Origin of the sequence: Streptomyces sp. NPDC101178 (assembly GCF_044767965.1) — a bacterium.
Classification (GTDB): domain Bacteria; phylum Actinomycetota; class Actinomycetes; order Streptomycetales; family Streptomycetaceae; genus Streptomyces.
In genome coordinates this window covers 679,665-695,987 of record NZ_JBIWOZ010000002.1, presented here as the reverse complement: position 1 = coordinate 695,987, position 16,323 = coordinate 679,665, and the positions used below count along the sequence as shown (strand labels likewise).

17 protein-coding genes are annotated in these 16,323 nt (G+C 71.9%); 8 read left to right on the top strand and 9 right to left on the bottom strand.

The annotated features are described in order from the left end of the window. Window positions 1-7: 7 nt before the first annotated feature. Entirely contained in the window at window positions 8-1,135 is a 1,128-nt protein-coding gene (locus ACIRR8_RS07240; protein WP_404060056.1) for a magnesium and cobalt transport protein CorA, read from the bottom strand. A gap of 491 nt (window positions 1,136-1,626) precedes the next feature. On the opposite strand from ACIRR8_RS07240, the gene ACIRR8_RS07235 reads away from it, so the two are divergent. After that, on the top strand, window positions 1,627-2,211 hold the full coding sequence (locus ACIRR8_RS07235; RefSeq protein WP_404060053.1) for a suppressor of fused domain protein: 585 nt from the start codon (window positions 1,627-1,629) through the stop codon (window positions 2,209-2,211). Window positions 2,212-2,229: 18 nt separating this feature from the next. Here the strand turns inward: ACIRR8_RS07235 and ACIRR8_RS07230 are convergent, their stop codons facing one another. Then, on the bottom strand, window positions 2,230-3,471 hold the full coding sequence (locus tag ACIRR8_RS07230; RefSeq protein ID WP_404060724.1) for an MFS transporter: 1,242 nt from the start codon (window positions 3,469-3,471) through the stop codon (window positions 2,230-2,232). Window positions 3,472-3,648: 177 nt separating this feature from the next. Here ACIRR8_RS07230 and ACIRR8_RS07225 point away from each other — a divergent pair, with 177 nt between their 5' ends. From ACIRR8_RS07225 to ACIRR8_RS07215, 3 genes are all read left to right on the top strand, one after another. After that, window positions 3,649-4,347, top strand: coding sequence for a DUF6758 family protein (locus ACIRR8_RS07225; protein WP_404060051.1), 699 nt, complete (start codon window positions 3,649-3,651; stop codon window positions 4,345-4,347). A 77-nt stretch (window positions 4,348-4,424) separates the two neighbouring features. Then, entirely contained in the window at window positions 4,425-5,291 is an 867-nt protein-coding gene (locus ACIRR8_RS07220) for a PHP domain-containing protein (protein ID WP_404060048.1), read from the top strand. Between the two features lie 135 nt (window positions 5,292-5,426). Next, complete coding sequence (locus ACIRR8_RS07215; protein ID WP_026241124.1) at window positions 5,427-6,032, top strand: MarC family protein; 606 nt, start codon at window positions 5,427-5,429, stop codon at window positions 6,030-6,032. A gap of 80 nt (window positions 6,033-6,112) precedes the next feature. On the opposite strand, the gene ACIRR8_RS07210 is transcribed toward ACIRR8_RS07215, so the two are convergent. Next, window positions 6,113-6,250 (bottom strand): hypothetical protein, encoded by a 138-nt coding sequence (locus ACIRR8_RS07210; protein WP_404060773.1) that lies wholly within the window; start codon window positions 6,248-6,250, stop codon window positions 6,113-6,115. A 101-nt stretch (window positions 6,251-6,351) separates the two neighbouring features. Here ACIRR8_RS07210 and ACIRR8_RS07205 point away from each other — a divergent pair, with 101 nt between their 5' ends. Next, complete coding sequence (locus tag ACIRR8_RS07205; RefSeq protein WP_404060045.1) at window positions 6,352-7,245, top strand: NYN domain-containing protein; 894 nt, start codon at window positions 6,352-6,354, stop codon at window positions 7,243-7,245. 3 nt (window positions 7,246-7,248) lie between these two features. On the opposite strand, the gene ACIRR8_RS07200 is transcribed toward ACIRR8_RS07205, so the two are convergent. Both ACIRR8_RS07200 and ACIRR8_RS07195 read right to left on the bottom strand, forming a co-directional pair. Next, entirely contained in the window at window positions 7,249-8,109 is an 861-nt protein-coding gene (locus ACIRR8_RS07200; protein WP_404060043.1) for an alpha/beta fold hydrolase, read from the bottom strand. Between the two features lie 106 nt (window positions 8,110-8,215). After that, the gene (locus tag ACIRR8_RS07195) at window positions 8,216-10,417 is read right to left on the bottom strand and encodes a DEAD/DEAH box helicase (RefSeq protein WP_404060040.1); all 2,202 of its coding nucleotides are present in this window, start codon (window positions 10,415-10,417) and stop codon (window positions 8,216-8,218) included. Between the two features lie 451 nt (window positions 10,418-10,868). Here ACIRR8_RS07195 and ACIRR8_RS07190 point away from each other — a divergent pair, with 451 nt between their 5' ends. After that, the gene (locus ACIRR8_RS07190; RefSeq protein WP_404060038.1) at window positions 10,869-11,615 is read left to right on the top strand and encodes a ferritin-like fold-containing protein; all 747 of its coding nucleotides are present in this window, start codon (window positions 10,869-10,871) and stop codon (window positions 11,613-11,615) included. A gap of 21 nt (window positions 11,616-11,636) precedes the next feature. On the opposite strand, the gene ACIRR8_RS07185 is transcribed toward ACIRR8_RS07190, so the two are convergent. The 4 genes from ACIRR8_RS07185 to ACIRR8_RS07170 form a co-directional block, all read right to left on the bottom strand. Next, complete coding sequence (locus ACIRR8_RS07185) at window positions 11,637-11,909, bottom strand: hypothetical protein (protein WP_404060036.1); 273 nt, start codon at window positions 11,907-11,909, stop codon at window positions 11,637-11,639. Window positions 11,910-12,160: 251 nt separating this feature from the next. Beyond that, the gene (locus ACIRR8_RS07180; protein ID WP_093693231.1) at window positions 12,161-12,388 is read right to left on the bottom strand and encodes a DUF3107 domain-containing protein; all 228 of its coding nucleotides are present in this window, start codon (window positions 12,386-12,388) and stop codon (window positions 12,161-12,163) included. A gap of 160 nt (window positions 12,389-12,548) precedes the next feature. Beyond that, a complete protein-coding gene (locus ACIRR8_RS07175) occupies window positions 12,549-13,193 on the bottom strand; it encodes a TetR/AcrR family transcriptional regulator (protein WP_030561100.1) in 645 nt (214 codons plus the stop codon). Window positions 13,194-13,360: 167 nt separating this feature from the next. After that, window positions 13,361-13,576, bottom strand: coding sequence for a hypothetical protein (locus tag ACIRR8_RS07170; RefSeq protein WP_404060033.1), 216 nt, complete (start codon window positions 13,574-13,576; stop codon window positions 13,361-13,363). A gap of 125 nt (window positions 13,577-13,701) precedes the next feature. On the opposite strand from ACIRR8_RS07170, the gene ACIRR8_RS07165 reads away from it, so the two are divergent. Together ACIRR8_RS07165 and ACIRR8_RS07160 are read left to right on the top strand one after the other, a co-directional pair. Then, window positions 13,702-14,667: an alpha/beta fold hydrolase gene (locus tag ACIRR8_RS07165; protein WP_404060030.1), complete on the top strand. Its 966-nt coding sequence runs from the start codon at window positions 13,702-13,704 to the stop codon at window positions 14,665-14,667. 8 nt (window positions 14,668-14,675) lie between these two features. Continuing rightward, window positions 14,676-16,079, top strand: a complete 1,404-nt coding sequence (locus tag ACIRR8_RS07160; RefSeq protein WP_404060028.1) for a DUF3152 domain-containing protein — start codon at window positions 14,676-14,678, stop codon at window positions 16,077-16,079. The last annotated feature ends 244 nt before the right edge of the window (window positions 16,080-16,323 follow it).

Below are 16,323 nucleotides of genomic sequence, written 5' to 3'. Positions count from 1 at the left end.
CCCGCGGTCACAGCCAGCCGTTGCGCTTCAGGATGCGGTGGATGGAGAAACAGACCGTGCCGATGAGGCCGAGCACCAGTGGATAGCCGTACTTCCACTCCAGCTCCGGCATGTAGTCGAAGTTCATGCCGTAGACCCCGCAGATCATCGTGGGGACGGCGATGATCGCCGCCCAGGAGGTGATCTTGCGCATGTCCTCGTTCTGGGTGACGGTCGCCTGCGCCAGGTTGGCCTGGAGGATCGAGTTCAGCAGCTCGTCGAAGCCGATGACCTCCTCCTGGACCCGGGCGAGGTGGTCGGCGACGTCCCGGAAGTACTTCTGGATGTCCGGGTCGATGAGCCGCATCGGCCGCTCGCTGAGCAGCTGCATCGGGCGCAGCAGCGGCGAGACGGCCCGCTTGAACTCCAGCACCTCCCGCTTGAGCTGGTAGATCCGCCCCGCGTCCGAACCGCGGCGGCCGCCCTTGGCCGGGGTGGAGAAGACATCGATCTCCACCTCGTCGATGTCGTCCTGCACCGCCTCCGCCACCGCGATGTATCCGTCGACCACATGGTCGGCGATGGCGTGCAGCACGGCGGAAGGGCCCTTGGCCAGCAGCTCCGGGTCGTCCTGGAGGCGGTGGCGCAGCGCGCGCAGCGAGCCCTGGCCGCCGTGCCGGACGGTGATGACGAAGTCCCGGCCGGTGAAGCACATCACCTCGCCGGTCTCCACGACCTCGCTCGTCGCGGTCAGTTCGGCGTGCTCCACGTAGTGGATGGTCTTGAAGACGGTGAAGAGCGTGTCGTCGTACCGCTCCAGCTTGGGCCGCTGATGGGCGTGGACGGCGTCCTCCACGGCGAGCGGGTGGAGCCCGAACTCCCGGGCGATGCCCGCGAATTCCTCCTCCGTCGGCTCGTGCAGCCCGATCCAGGCGAAGCCGCCCTTCTCGCGTACCTCCAGCATCGCCTCGTGCGGCGTCGGGGTCGCGCCGCCTTCCAGCCGGGTGCCGTCGCGGTAGACCGCGCAGTCGACGACGGCGCTGGAGGCGGACGGGTCGCGGGTGGTGTCGTACGCGCTGTGCGGAGCGCTGTTCTTACGGAGGGAGGGACGCAGGGACGGGCGCACGGCAGCGCGCAGGTCACGGATCATCGACATGGCTGGCTCCTTCACGGAGGGCCGTCGGCGAGGGCGTGGAACAGCCCGGAATGGGGACGTGCGCTCACGTCCGCAAAGCGGGCTCCACCGCGCGGGCGCGATGACGGCGTTCGCAACAGACAGGCAAAAGGGTGTTCGCAACGGACAGGCAGAGAACGAGAGACTCTTCCGCGGGTTTCCTGGTGCTCTTCGCGGTGCGAACGACCGTCGGACGGGTCATCGGGGGTGGCCGACGAGGCGTCAGTTCAACGGGAGGTCCAGCGAGAAGTTCAAAGGGAACAGCGGTGCGCGGAAGAGTGATCGGTACTGCACGGTCGACTTGGATCCATAGCAGTCCCCACCTCCTCCGGCCGGTCCCCCGTGGGGGACGACGTGTCGTCGGGACAAGAGAGCGACGCTTCTGCGTGCTGTCCCGACCGGCGGCCAGGCTATCAGCCGTCCCGAGTGAATCCCCTACTTTGCCCATTCCGCGCGCACTCTATGCTCGCCGGATGGCAGAAATTCTCGCTCTGGTCGAAGCCCGGCTCCGCTCGGCCCTCGGAGAACCGGACGCCCGCGCCGATGTGACGTTCCTCGGCACGGACCGTATCGAGGTGCTCCGCTTCCTCGACGGCGATGTGGTGCGCTACGCCACGCTCGGCATGTCCGCGCAGCCCATGGCCGACCCCACCTCGCCGCTCGCCGACCCGGTGAAGGGCCCGCGCGCCGAGCTGGTCCTGTCGGTACGGGCGGGGCTCGCCGACACCGACCAGGTGCTGCGGCCGCTCGCCGTGCTGGCCGCCTCCCCGCAGGTCGAGGGGCTCATCGTCGCGCCGGGCGCGTCGCTGGACCTGGGCGATCCGCTCTGGCCCGGCGCGCCGTTCACCTCGGTGCTGGTCGCGGAGTCCGGCGGGCTGGTGGAGGACCTGGAGCTGGACGAGCCGATGGACCCGGTCCGCTTCCTGCCGCTGCTCCCGATGACCCGCAACGAGGCCGCCTGGAAGCGGGTGCGCGGGGCGCAGGAGCTCCAGGAGCGGTGGCTGACGCACGGTACGGACCTGCGCGACCCGCTGCGCACGTCCGTACCGCTGGACTGAGATCCTTTTCCACGCCGGTCACCGGTCGGCGAAGACGCTCACACCGTCCTCCAGGGCGTGGACCGGCTCCAGCTCCTCGGCCTCGTGGACCAGCGCCGTACGCCGTACGCCCACGACGGCAGCTCCGACGAGGGCGGCGAGCGCGGCCACCACGAACGGGATGTGGACGTCGCTCCACTCCTCGATCTTCGGGGCGAGGAAGGGCGCGGCGGCCGCGGCGAACCAGCGGACGAAGTTGTATCCGGCGCTCGCCACCGGGCGCGGCGCGTCCGAGACGCCGAGGGCCAGCTCGGTGTAGACGGTGTTGTTCATGCCGATGAAGGCGCCGGAGACGATCGTGGCGACGACGGCCGTCGTGTGGTTCCCGTAACCGAGGACCAGCAGGTCGGCGGCGAGCAGCACCAGCGAGGCGCCGAGCACCTTGAGCGAGCCGAAGCGGCGCTGGAGGCGCGGGGCGACGAGCACGGAGAAGACCGCGAGCAGCAGGCCCCAGGCGAAGAAGACCGCGCCGGACTTGTACGGGGTCATGTCCAGCACGAACGGTGTGAACGCCAGGATCGTGAAGAAGGCGTAGTTGTAGAAGAAGGCCGAGGCCGCCACCGAGGCCAGCCCGCCGTGGCCCAGCGCCTTCACCGGGTCGAGCAGCGAGGTCTTGCGGGCGGGCTTCGGCTGCTCCTTGAGGAACGCGGCGATGCAGAGGAAGCCGATCGCCATCAGCGCCGCCGTACCGAAGAACGGGTAGCGCCAGCTGGCGTCCCCGAGCAGCGCGCCGAGCAGCGGCCCGCACGCCATGCCGAGGCCGAGCGCCGACTCGTACAGCAGGATCGCCGCGGAGCTGCCGCCCGCCGCCGCTCCGACGATCACCGCGAGCGCGGTGGAGACGAAGAGCGCGTTGCCGAGGCCCCAGCCGGCCCGGAAGCCGACGAGTTCGGCGACCGAGGACGAGGTGCCGGAGAGCGCCGCGAAGACGATGACGAGCGCGAGGCCGGCCAGCAGCGTCTTGCGGCCGCCGATGCGGCTGGAGACGAAGCCGGTGACGAGCATGGCGACGGCGGTGATCAGGAAGTACGAGGTGAAGAGCAGCGACACCTGACTCGGTGAGGCGTCCAGACCCTGGGCGATGGACGGCAGGATCGGGTCCACCAGGCCGATCCCCATGAACGCGACCACCGAGGCGCCGGCCGTGGCCCAGACGGCCTTCGGCTGACGCAGGATGCCGGGTGGGGCGGCCCCTTCGTCGAACGGGTCCGCTCCCGGCATGGTCCGGCTTTCCGGCATGGGCTGACTCCTTCTCTCCTCCGGTTCGATGCGTTATACAGAGAATAAGTTAGACGTGCTAATAAATGCAAACTACATCTACTTTCCCCGTTCGCAGCCACGCTGCGGACGGGTGATCGTCCTTGACGCGGCGAGCGGCGGGGAGGACCGTGGGGCTCTATGAGGGGCGAACCCAGTTGCCCGAAGTGCGGTGGCCGGGTCAGGGCGCCCGGTCTCTTCGCCGACGCCTGGCAGTGCTCCGCGCATGGCCAGGTGCACCCGATGCAGCCGGTCGTCCCGCCGAGCGTCGAGGCGCTCGGCGTCGTGGTGCACCGCTCGCAGGTGCCCGTCTGGATGCCGTGGCCGCTCCCCGTCGGCTGGCTGTTCACCGGTGTGGCCAGCGCGGGCGACGACCGCAGCGGCGGCCGCGCGACCGTGGTGGCCTGCTCGGGTCCGGGCCCGTTGGGCGGCATGGGTGAACTGCTGCTCGTCGCGGAGGAGCTGGGCGTCGGACTCGGTGCGCGGTACGCCGGAATCGCGGGCCCCGACCCGGGCCACCACCTGAACGTCGACTCCGCGCCCGACGCCAAGGTGCACGCCGCCGGCCGCCCCACCCCGCTCTGGCACGTCAAGAACGCCCCGGAGGACCGGGCGGTCTTCGCCGGTGAGGCGCGCGGGCTGTGGCTGTGGGCGATCCTGTGGCCGGAGCAGTCGGGGCTGCTGCTGTACGACGAGGTGGTGCTGACCGACCTGCGCGACGCCGGGGGAGAGGTGGACCTCGTCCCGTGCGGCGCGCTGACTCCGCGCCTGCTGGCCGCGCCGGAGGCGCCGCCGCGACAGGGGTCGGGCGAGCGCTGGATCACGCCGGAACAGGGCTGATCCCGGCCGGGGCCCTGGTGTGCGGCGGTTATCCTTGAGCGGTCCCCGTCCGCCCGCGAGCCCTGGAGTCAGCCGTCGTGCGTATCGACCTGCACACCCACTCCACCGCGTCGGACGGTACGGACACCCCCGCCGAGCTGGTCGCGAACGCCGCCGCCGCGGGCCTGGACGTCGTCGCGCTCACCGACCACGACACCGTCGGCGGCCACAAGCAGGCCATCGACGCACTGCCCGAGGGGCTCACCCTCGTCACCGGCGCCGAGCTGTCCTGCCGTGTCGACGGCGTGAGCATGCACATGTTGGCGTACCTCTTCGACCCCGCCGAACCCGAGCTGGAGCGCGCCCGCGAACTGGTCCGCGACGACCGGGTGCCGCGCGCCCAGGAGATGGTCCGCAAGCTCCGGGCGCTCGACGTACCCATCACCTGGGAACAGGTCGCCCGGATCGCCGGGGACGGCTCGGTCGGCCGTCCGCACGTCGCCGCCGCCCTCGTCGAAGCGGGCGTCGTGGACACGGTCTCCGACGCCTTCACGTCCGACTGGCTCGGCAACGGCGGCCGGGCGTTCGCCGAGAAGCACGAGTTCGACCCCTTCGACGCGGTCCGGCTCGTCAAGGCGGCGGGCGGCGTCACCGTCTTCGCCCACCCCGGCGCCTCGAAACGCGGTGCGACGGTCCCCGAGACCACGATCGCCGCGCTCGCCGCAGCGGGCCTCGACGGCATCGAGGTCGACCACATGGACCACGACGAGCCGACCAGGGCCCGGCTGCGCGGCCTCGCCCGGGAGCTGGGGCTCCTGCCCACCGGCTCCAGCGACTACCACGGCAGCCGGAAGACCGTCGGGCTCGGCGCGTACACCACCGACCCCGAGATCTACGGCGAGATCACCCGGCGCGCCACGGGAGCCTTCCCGGTGCCGGGCGCGGGCGGAACCGACCGCCGCTAGGGGTGTCTTGCCCCCGCTTCCACCGCCCCACGTTCCACTCCTCGCGCGTCCCTCACCCTTGCCGTCGTACGTTGACGGCCGCCGGTCGGGCTCGCGCGCCCCCGTACCGCCCGCTCATCTCTCGCAAGGCTCACTGTGTTCGACGTCGCTGTCTTCGGATCCCTTTTTCTCACCCTTTTTGTGATTATGGATCCGCCCGGAATCACTCCGATCTTCCTGGCCCTCACCGCGGGCCGTCCTGCCAAGGTGCAGCGCAGGATGGCCCTCCAGGCCGTCGCGGTCGCCTTCGGCGTGATCGCCGTCTTCGGTCTGCTCGGCCAGCAGATCCTCGACTACCTGCATGTCTCCGTGCCCGCCCTGATGATCGCGGGCGGTCTCCTGCTGCTGCTCATCGCGCTGGACCTGCTGACCGGCAAGACGGACGAGCCGACGCAGACCAAGGACGTCAACGTGGCGCTCGTACCGCTGGGCATGCCGCTGCTGGCCGGTCCCGGTGCGATCGTCTCGGTCATCCTGGCCGTGCAGCACGCCGACGGTTTCGGCGGCCAGCTCTCCGTCTGGTCGGCGATCGCGGCCATGCACGTGGTGCTCTGGCTGGCGATGCGCTACTCGCTGGTGATCATCCGGATCATCAAGGACGGCGGTGTGGTCCTGGTGACCCGGCTGGCCGGAATGATGCTCTCGGCCATCGCCGTACAGCAGATCATCAACGGCGTCACCCAGGTCATCCAGACCTCCTGAGCCCATCCCCCCGCACACCACAGCGCCCCCGCACGGTTCTTCCGTGCGGGGGCGGCCTGCCTTCGGTGGTGCGTGGCGCGTTACGAAGCCGCGCTCTCGGCCGGCCGGATGTAGATCCGCTGGCCGATGGCCGCGGCCTGCCGCACGATCCGGTTGACGGAGGCGGCGTCCACGACGGTGCTGTCCACGGCGGTACCGTCGACGTCGTCGAGTCGCATGATCTCGAAGCGCACAGGGCTTCCCTTCGTCTCGTCGGTTCCTTGCATGTGACAACGGCTTGCCTGGTACAAACATTCCCTACGCTAAGGAAATTTTTTGGATGTCTAAGTACCCGGCAGATATCGTCGAGCGTCTCGACCGCACCAACGAGCTGCTCCAGCGCATGCTCGTGGAGGTCTCCAAGACCCCTTCCACCCACGCCATCTTCGTGGACGCGGGCTATGTGTACGCCGCGGCCGGACTGCTCGTCACCGGCACCGAGGACCGCCGCTCCTTCGATCTCGACGCCGAAGGGCTGATCGAGGCCTTCATCGACCGGGCCCGCACGATCTTCGCGGACAGCCGGCTGCTGCGCGTGTACTGGTACGACGGGGCCAGACGCCGCATCCACACCACCGAGCAGCAGGCCATCGCCGAACTCCCCGACGTCAAGGTGCGGCTCGGCAACCTCAACGCCAACAACCAGCAGAAGGGCGTCGACTCCCTCATCCGCACCGACCTGGAATCGCTCGCCCGGCACCGCGCCATCAGTGACGCGGCCCTCGTCGGCGGCGACGAGGACCTGGTCTCGGCGGTCGAGGCGGCTCAGGGCTACGGGGCCCGTGTCCACCTCTGGGGCATCGAGGCCGGCGAGGGCCGCAACCAGGCCGAACCGCTGCTCTGGGAGGTCGACAGCCAGCGCACCTTCGACCTGGACTTCTGCCGCCCGTACGTCACCCGGCGCCCGGTCACCACGTACGAGGACGACACCCCGGCACCCTCACGCGACGACGTCCGCTTCGTCGGCGCCCAGATCGCCGCCGCCTGGCTCGCCGCCCGCGGCCGCGAATCCCTCGCCGACCTGCTGCCCGGCCACCCCTACCTGCCGGGCTCGGTCGACCAGGACCTGCTGGTGGAGGCCGAGCGCCTGCTCCAGCACTCGCTGCGCGGCCACGCGCACCTGCGCCGGGCGCTGCGCGACGGCTTCTGGCAGCACCTGCAGTCGCAGTACTGAGCCTCAGGAGGCCGGAACACCGTCCCAGAACGCTGCGAGCGCCTCGGCGGTCTCGCGCGGGCGGGCGGTGTTGGGGGAGTGCTCGGCGCCGGCGATCGTGGTGCGGTGCGCGCCGAGCCGCCGGGCCATCGCGTCGAACTGCTCCACCGGCCATACGTCGTCGCGCTCGCCGGACAGGACGTGGACGGGCAGCCCGACAGCGGCCAGCTCGCCCACCCGGTCCGGTTCGGCCAAGAGCTGGGCACCGGTGGCGATCAGCTGCGCCGGGTTGTGGCGCAGCCACCGTCGGCGCATGTCCTCGCCGTCGCCGGTGTCCGCGTCCTGCGGCGGCTCCAGGGCCCGCATCGCCTCCCACACCTCATCCATGGTGAGCACCGAGAGCGCGTCGCTCAGCATCCTCACCTTGTCCCGCTGGGCTGCGACGACCTCTCCGGGGCCGGAGGACATCAGCGTCAGCGAGCGGAACGGGGTGGCGTCGAGCAGGACGGCGGCGCGGGCGATCTGGCCGCCGAGCGAGTGCCCGAGGAGGTGCAGCGTCCCGTCGCCCCCGGTCAGGGTTGTCGCCTGGGCGAGCACATCGCGGGCCAACTCTCCTTGCGCGTAAGCCTCCTGACGGTCCGTTCCCTCTGACTCGTACTGCCCGCGGCCGTCGACGGAGACCACCCGGTACCCGGCCGCGCACAGCGGTTCGAGCAGGGCGATGAAGTCCTCCTTGCTGCCGGTGTACCCGGGCAGCAGGAGGGCGGTGGCGCGAGCGGGAGCGTTCGCCGGTACGGCGTCCAGGACGGCGAAGTCGCCACGCTCGGTGCGCAGGACCCGGGAGGTGGCGCAGGCGGGCGGCGTGAAGGTGGGCGGGCGGCTCATGGGCCCGAGGCTATCGCCGGGACGGGACCGGGGCATCACCGGGCAGCGAGAAGGCCCCGGCCCCCGCGAGTGCGGGGGCCGGGGCCCGGTGGGTCTCGCGGGACGGTCAGCTGTCGGACGTCACCGTGGCCGCACCCGCGGCGCGGGTGGCGCGGCGGCGGCGGGGCTTCGCCTCGGCGGCGGCCTCGCTCACCACGGCCTCGGCCTCGGAGACCACGGCGGCCTCCTGGGTCGCGGTCGAGGTGACGCTGCGGGTCGCCCGGCGGCGGCGCGGCTTGGCCTCGGCCTCGGCGGCGGCCGGAGCCTTTGGCGTAACGGCTTCGACGGGGGCCGCGGCCTTCGCGCGCGACGCCCTCTTCGGCTTCGACGCGGTCTCCGTACCGGCTTCGGCCTTGGCGGCCTTGGCCGCCTTGGGGGCAGCCTCCGCCTTCGGCTTCGACTCCGCCTTGGGCCGGCTCGTGGCGCGGGCCGGGCGGCGGCGGGTCTTCGACTCGGGCTCCGGCTCGGCGGCCGGGGCGATCTGGAAGTCCACCTCGTCGGCCGGCTTCACGATCCGGGCGCGGCGGCGCGGCTTCGTCGCGGCCGGATCGGCGACCGGCTCCGCGATGCCCGCGGCGGCTGCCACGGTCTGGAACCCGGCCTCCACCGGAGCGGCGGCAGCGGGAACCTGAGCCACGGCCTCGGCCACCGGCTTCGCGGCGGCGCGGCTGCGACGGCGGCGCGGCTTGGCCTCACCGACGGTCTCCGCGACCGGCTCGGCCTCGACCACGGCAGCCACGGTCTCGGCAGCCTCGGCCACCGGAGCGGCAGCCACCGGGGCCGGAGCCTCGGCGACCGCCACGGCCGCCTCGGTCACGGTCTCGGCAGCGCTGTTCCGCGTACGGCGACGGCGGCGCGGCGTGCGCGGAGTCTCCGGAGCCCGGTCACCGGCCGGGGAGACCGGCGCGGCCTCCTTGGCGGGTGCGGGCACCGCCGCGGCGCCTTCCTCGGCGGACCCGCCACGGGTGCGGCGGCGCTGACGCGGCGTACGCGTACGGGGCTCGCGCTCCTCACGGGCCGGAGCCGGGGCGGCGGACTTGCGGCCGCGGCCACCGGTCTCGCCGAGGTCCTCGACCTCCTCCGCGCGCAGACCGGCACGGGTCCGGTCGGCACGCGGCAGCACACCCTTGGTGCCCGCCGGGATACCGAGCTCCTCGAAGAGGTGCGGCGAGGTGGAGTACGTCTCCGGCGGGTCCGGGAACTTCAGGTCCAGCGCCTTGTTGATCAGCTGCCAGCGCGGGATGTCGTCCCAGTCGACCAGCGTGATCGCGATGCCCTTGGCGCCCGCGCGGCCGGTGCGGCCGATGCGGTGGAGGTAGGTCTTCTCGTCCTCCGGCGACTGGTAGTTGACGACGTGGGTCACACCCTCGACGTCGATGCCGCGCGCGGCGACATCGGTGCAGACGAGGACGTCGACCTTGCCGTTGCGGAAGGCGCGCAGCGCCTGCTCGCGGGCGCCCTGGCCGAGGTCGCCGTGGACCGCGCCGGAGGCGAAGCCGCGCTTCTCCAGCTGCTCGGCGATGTCGGCGGCCGTCCGCTTGGTCCGGCAGAAGATCATCGCCAGCCCGCGGCCGTCGGCCTGGAGGATGCGGGCGAGCATCTCCGGCTTGTCCATGTTGTGCGCGCGGTAGACGTGCTGGACCGTGTTCTTGACGGTCGTGCCCTCGTCGTCGGGCGAGGTGGCGTTGATGTGGGTCGGCTGCGACATGTAGCGGCGGGCGAGGCTGATGACGGCACCGGGCATGGTGGCCGAGAACAGCATCGTCTGGCGCTTGGGCGGCAGCATCGTGATGATGCGCTCGACGTCGGGCAGGAAGCCCAGGTCCAGCATCTCGTCGGCCTCGTCGAGGACGAGGCCGCGGATGTGGGAGAGGTCGAGCTTGCGCTGGCCCGCCAGGTCGAGCAGACGGCCCGGGGTGCCGACGATCACGTCGACGCCCTTCTTCAGGGCCTCGACCTGGGGCTCGTACGCCCGGCCGCCGTAGATCGCGAGTACGCGGACGTTCCGGACCTTGCCGGCGGTCAGCAGGTCGTTGGTGACCTGCTGGCACAGCTCACGGGTGGGGACGACGACGAGCGCCTGCGGCGCGTCGGTCAGCTGCTCGGGCGTGGCGCGCCCCGCTTCGACGTCGGCGGGGACGGTCACGCGCTCCAGGAGGGGGAGTCCGAAGCCGAGCGTCTTTCCGGTGCCGGTCTTGGCCTGGCCGATGACGTCGGAGCCGGAGAGCGCTACGGGGAGCGTCAGCTCCTGGATGGGGAAGGGGGACATGATGCCGACCGCCTCAAGGGCTTCGGCCGTCTCGGGGAAAATGCCGAGGTCGCGGAACGTAGTCAGGGTGCTGCCTCTTCTGTGAGACGCGGTCCGAGGCGAACGCTGGGGGTCGTACCGTGCCGGGGTTGGTCATCCGGCCGTGGATGGGCCGGGTGGCGCGGGACCACTGCCGTCGCTCGAGCGCTCGTGCCGCTGAGGGGGCCCCTCATCTGCAGTCGTACGTGGCGTACGCACCGCGTGGAGGGCTGTCAGGTCGGAGCCGATCGGGCCACCGACCGGGCATCCTCATTCAAAGGACGCGCCCCTGGCACAGGAAAATGCTCAGTAAGCGCAATACCACTGTACCCCGGATTCGCGCATGTGTGTTGGACGAATTCATCGGATCGGTGTGATGTCCGCTTCCCGCCGGGCCGTTCCGTCCCTCGTCCGGCGGGCTATTGTGCGGTTCATGGAGACGCCTGACAACGCCACTGACCACCCCGAAGAAGCGCCCGGAGCGACCGGAATCGCCGCCCAGGACTGGGCCACCGCCTCCACGGAGGAGCAGTACCGCGCCGCCGTCGTGGACCTGCTGGGCGCCCTCGCCTACGGCGAGCTGGCGGCCTTCGAGCGCCTCGCCGAGGACGCGAAACTCGCGCCGACCCTCGGGGACAAGGCGGAGCTGGCGAAGATGGCCGCCGCCGAGTTCCACCACTTCGAGCAGCTGTCCGACCGGCTCGCCGCGATCGACGAGGAGCCGACCGCCGCGATGGAGCCGTTCGCCAAGGCGCTGGACGACTTCCACCGCCAGACGGCACCGTCCGACTGGCTGGAGGGCCTGGTCAAGGCGTACGTCGGCGACTCGATCGCCAGTGACTTCTACCGGGAGGTCGCGGCCCGGCTCGACACCGACACCCGCTCCCTGGTCCTCGCCGTGCTGGACGACACCGGGCACGGGAACTTCGCCGTGGAGAAGGTGCGCGCCGCGATCGAGGCCGACCCCCGGCTCGGCGGGCGGCTCGCGCTCTGGGCCCGCCGGCTGATGGGCGAGGCGCTGTCGCAGGCCCAGCGGGTGGTCGCCGACCGCGACGCGCTCTCGACGATGCTGGTGGGTGGCGTCGCGGACGGCTTCGACCTGGCGGAGGTGGGCCGGATGTTCTCCCGGATCACCGAGGCCCACACCAAGCGCATGGCCGCGCTGGGACTGGCCGCCTGATACCGGGCCTTGTGCCGGGCCCTACTGGGCCGCCGCCGACCTCGTGAGGCGGCGGCCGCGCGGGCGGATCAGCAGCGACAGCGTCACCGCCCCGACGAAGACGGCGCCGATCAGGGTCGCCACACCGTGGCCGGGGCCCAGCGCCGAGTGCGTGAGGAACGCTCCGAACACCGCCCCCAGCGCACCGGTGAGATAAACAGCACGGGCGGAGGGGAGCCGGCCGGCCAGTGAGCGGACGGCCGCCCAGGCCAGGACGAGTCCGAGCACGGCGGCGCCGAAGGATTCCCAGATCACTAAGGATCACCTCGCGGGGGTGTGCGGGGCGGGCAAATCGGTCGTAGGCGGTACTACCCCTGGCCCACGCCGGACAACCCTCCGCCGGGCCGGCGGAACCCTTACGGGTACGGCCGGGCCCGTCACGGCATGAGGGATCTTCGCGCAGGGCATACGGGAGCGGCCCGGCGAGGAGACCGCGCAGGGCACACGGGAGCGGCCCGGCGGAAAGATTCCGCCGGGCCGCTCCCGTGCTCACCGCGTCCCGTGGACTACAGCGCGCCGAACCCCACACGCCGTGCGGTCGGCTCACCGATCTCCACGTACGCGATCCGGTCGGCCGGCACCAGGACCTTGCGGCCCTTGTCGTCCGTGAGGCTCAGCAGCTCCGCCTTGCCGCCCAGTGCGGCGGCGACCGCGCTCTCGACGTCCTCGGCGGAAAGCCCGCTCTCCAGAACGATCTCGCGGGGCGTGTGCTGCACCCCGATCTTGACCTCCACGGCTATGTCCCTCCGACGGTCAGTCCCTGCGCGGCGAACCGCGCCGTACGCAGCCACATTAGCCCGGTGGGACCACGGCTCACGGCCCGACCGGCAACGCCCGCAGCGAACACGCTCCGGGACACGGCCACGACGGGGTGGCCGCGCCGCCCGGAGGGCTTCAGTGCTGCTGGTCGACGCCGTGCAGCGGGAAGCCCGCGATGCCCCGCCAGGCCAGCGAGGTGAGCAGCTGCACCGCCGTGTCGCGCGGGATGCTGGAGCCGCTGGAGAGCCAGTAGCGCGCCACCACCTGCGACACCCCGCCGAGGCCGACCGCCAGGAGCATGGACTCGTCCTTGGACAGGCCCGTGTCCCCGGCGATCACGTCGGAGATCGCCTCGGCGCACTGGAGGGAGACCCGGTCGACCCGCTCGCGTACGGCGGGCTCGTTGGTCAGGTCGGACTCGAAGACCAGGCGGAAGGCGCCGCCCTCGTCCTCCACGTACGCGAAGTAGGCGTCCATCGTCGCCTCGACGCGCAGCTTGTTGTCCGTCGTCGACGCCAGCGCCGTCACCACGGCCTGGAGCAGCGACTCGCAGTGCTGGTCCAGGAGGGCGAGGTAGAGCTCCAGCTTCCCGGGGAAGTGCTGGTAGAGCACCGGCTTGCTGACGCCGGCCCGCTCGGCGATGTCGTCCATCGCGGCGGAGTGGTAGCCCTGTGCGACGAAGACCTCCTGCGCGGCGCCCAGCAGCTGATTGCGTCGGGCGCGGCGGGGAAGGCGCGTGCCCCGCGGGCGCGCTGCCTCTGTCTGCTCGATGGCGCTCACGCCGCCTCCCAAATGTGTGTTCCAGCACAGCCGATCCGTACACGCTGCGCCGTACAGCCATCGTACTTTTGGGTAACCCCGGTGCGCGCGGCGCGGACGCAGAATTTCACGGACCGGACGCGGGTGGAAGCCACAGTTCTTCGGGGCCCTGGACAAAGCGGGGCGGTCTACCGGTAATCGTCCTCGTCCAGCGGGATCACCCTGCGCTGTTCCGCCACATCGGCCTCGTTGGCGGTGGCCAGGTCCGCGTCCGCCACCTGCTCGTCGCCCTCGGGCCGGATATCCGTCCGCTGCTCGGCGGCGTCCGCCTCCGGCGCTTCCGGGCCCGGTGTCGGCGGCTCGGCGCTTTCGAAGGTATCCGGGTCGCTCGGGTCGACCGTCATGGTGGCTCCCTTTCTTTCCCCGTGGCCGCTTCTCTTGAAGCGTAGGAGCAACACTCCTACCCCGCGATGCGGCCTGTGACCGCGAACACATGAACGGGGGCGTGATCGTCTCGTAACATTGGCGCATGTCTTCGACCGAGCTGCCGGGTGCCCAGGCCGTCGCCGCCGCGGTGGCTCCCACGGTCAGCGCCGTCCGGGTCGCCGAGGGCGAGCGGCTGCGCTCCGTGGCGCTTCCCGGGCTGACGCTGACCGTCCGTTCCCGGCCCGCCGACCGGACGGGACTGGCCCCCGCGCTCTTCGTGCACGGGCTCGGCGGCTCCTCGCAGAACTGGTCGGCGCTGATGCCGCTGCTGGCGGACGTGGTCGATCCCGACGCCGTCGACCTGCCCGGATTCGGCGACTCGCCGCCGCCGGACGACGGCAACTACTCGATCACCGGGCACGCCCGTGCGGTGATCCGGCTGCTCGACGCCGGCGAGCGCGGTCCCGTCCACCTGTTCGGCAACTCCCTGGGCGGTGCGGTCGCCACCCGGGTCGCCGCCGTCCGCCCCGACCTGGTGCGCACCCTCACCCTGATCTCGCCCGCGCTGCCCGAGTGGCGGGTGCAGCGGCCCGCCGTACCGACCGGCCTCCTGGCGGTGCCGGGGGTCGCTCCGCTGTTCGCCCGGCTCACGAAAGGCTGGACGGCGGAGCAGCGGACCCGCGGAGTCATGGCACTCTGTTACGGCGATCCGGAACGGGTCTCCGACGAAGCCTTCCGCAACGCGGTGGCCGAGATGGAGCGCCGGCTGGAACTGCCGTACTTCTGGGACGCGATGACGCGTTCGGCCCGGGGCATCGTGGACGCGTACACCCTGGGCGGCCAGCACGGACTGTGGCGCCAGGCCGAGCGGGTGCTCGCACCGACCCAGCTCGTGTACGGCGGACGGGACCAGCTCGTCTCGTACCGGATGGCGCGCAGGGCGTCCGCGGCCTTCCGCGACGCCCGGCTGCTGACCCTGCCCGACGCGGGGCACGTGGCGATGATGGAGTACCCGGAGACGGTCGCCCAGGCGTTCCGGGAGCTGCTGGACGATTGCGGCGGGAGCTGATCCGGGGCGTGGGACGACACAGCCGAAAGGGCGCAGAGGCCACCCGCCCGGACGCCGCAGCGGCGGATCCGGGCGGCCGCCGCGCCGTACCCCGCCCCGCCTCCGGCAGCGGCCGGCGCAGGCGCCAGGGCCCCGCGCCCTTCGCCGACGGTCACGCACCGCACCCGGACACCGCGTTCCTCGACGCCCCCTACCCGGCCGCGCCCTTCCAGGACGCCCCCCAGGTGCGCGGCGGCCACCCCGAGCAGCACGAGCCGGGCGGCGGCTGGGGCACCGGGCCCCACGCGCACTCCCCGAGGCAGCCGTACGGCGTACCGGGCGGCCAGGACCAGGAGGGTGAGGCCCGCGAACAGGCCGTGACCCGCCAGGTGTCCGCCCAGCGGGCCGCTCAGCGCGCCGCCGACGGGCGGACGGAGCGTCAGCCGGCCGCCCACCCCGGGGCGATGCCGGGCCCGCGCCGCGAGTTCGTCGACGCCTTCGACGCCGATGCGCCCGCTTCCGCCGTCACCTCCGGGACCTCCGACGCCGGGCCTCCGGCGGGGCCCGACGACGGCGCGGACGGCGATCCCGCCGAACGGCCCGAGCCCAGGGGCGGCAAGGGGCGGACCTTCACGGGGATCGCCGCGGCCGCGGTGACGACCGTGCTCGCGGTCGTGGTGGCCGGCCAGGTCGCCGAGGACTCCGCCGGCCGGACTGCGGCGGCGGAGCGGGCGGCCGGTGTGGAGCGGGGCGGCGGCGAGGGCGCCTCGCGCTCGGACGCCCGCCCGACGCCCGATCAGCCCGCCACCAGGCCTCCCGAGGTCAAGCCCCTGTCGTACGCCGCCAAGATGGCTCAGACCTTCCCGCTCGCCGCCGACCTCAAGGCGACCGGCGCGTTCGAAGCCGTTCCCGGACTGGCGAAGGCGCCCGGGAAGGGGCAGAAGTACCGCTACCGGATCGATGTCGAGAAGGGCCTCTCCCTCGACGCCGGCCTTTTCGCCGAAGCCGTCCAGAAGACGCTGAACGACGACCGGAGCTGGGCGCACAACGGTGTGATGACCTTCGAGCGGATCTCCTCCGGAAGCCCGGATTTCGTGATCACGCTCGCCAGTCCCGGGACGACCGGCGAATGGTGTGCGAAATCCGGTCTGGACACGACCGTCCAGAACGTCTCCTGCGATTCCGCCTCCACCGACCGTGTGATGATCAATGCCTATCGGTGGGCCCAGGGTTCCGCCACCTTCGGCCCTGAGAAGATGCTGGCCTACCGTCAGATGCTCATCAACCACGAGGTCGGCCACCGGCTCGGACACGATCACGTGAGCTGCCGCACGCCCGGCGCTCCGGCCCCGGTGATGCAGCAGCAGACCAAGTCCCTGGACATCGACGGAATCAAGTGCAAGCCCAACCCCTGGGTGTATCCCGGTAGTTGAGGACGCCCTCCGGGCCCGGTCCCGGGCCGTCCGGCGGCCCGCAAGGGCTGGCCGCAGCCTGACCCTCCGTGACAACCGACCGCTGTATCGCGACGGAACGCGACCGGCACCGGAAAGTTACGACGGTTCACCCCTTTCGGTGGTGGGGGGGGGCCCCCAACCCCCCCCCCCCCCCCGCACCGCCATCACTGCGGACCCCCCGCGGGGGCCGGGCACCGCCGCGCGCCCCCCCCCCCCGGCAGGA

Coding starts and splice junctions, on each gene's coding strand:
- ACIRR8_RS07200 (WP_404060043.1), bottom strand. CDS start 8,109: ATGAGCCGCCCGCCCACCTTCACGCCGCCCGCCTGCGCCACCTCCCGG.
- ACIRR8_RS07165 (WP_404060030.1), top strand. CDS start 13,702: ATGTCTTCGACCGAGCTGCCGGGTGCCCAGGCCGTCGCCGCCGCGGTG.
- ACIRR8_RS07240 (WP_404060056.1), bottom strand. CDS start 1,135: ATGTCGATGATCCGTGACCTGCGCGCTGCCGTGCGCCCGTCCCTGCGT.
- ACIRR8_RS07205 (WP_404060045.1), top strand. CDS start 6,352: ATGTCTAAGTACCCGGCAGATATCGTCGAGCGTCTCGACCGCACCAAC.
- ACIRR8_RS07230 (WP_404060724.1), bottom strand. CDS start 3,471: ATGCCGGGAGCGGACCCGTTCGACGAAGGGGCCGCCCCACCCGGCATC.
- ACIRR8_RS07170 (WP_404060033.1), bottom strand. CDS start 13,576: ATGACGGTCGACCCGAGCGACCCGGATACCTTCGAAAGCGCCGAGCCG.
- ACIRR8_RS07235 (WP_404060053.1), top strand. CDS start 1,627: ATGGCAGAAATTCTCGCTCTGGTCGAAGCCCGGCTCCGCTCGGCCCTC.
- ACIRR8_RS07195 (WP_404060040.1), bottom strand. CDS start 10,417: ATGTCCCCCTTCCCCATCCAGGAGCTGACGCTCCCCGTAGCGCTCTCC.
- ACIRR8_RS07190 (WP_404060038.1), top strand. CDS start 10,869: ATGGAGACGCCTGACAACGCCACTGACCACCCCGAAGAAGCGCCCGGA.
- ACIRR8_RS07210 (WP_404060773.1), bottom strand. CDS start 6,250: ATGCGACTCGACGACGTCGACGGTACCGCCGTGGACAGCACCGTCGTG.
- ACIRR8_RS07225 (WP_404060051.1), top strand. CDS start 3,649: ATGAGGGGCGAACCCAGTTGCCCGAAGTGCGGTGGCCGGGTCAGGGCG.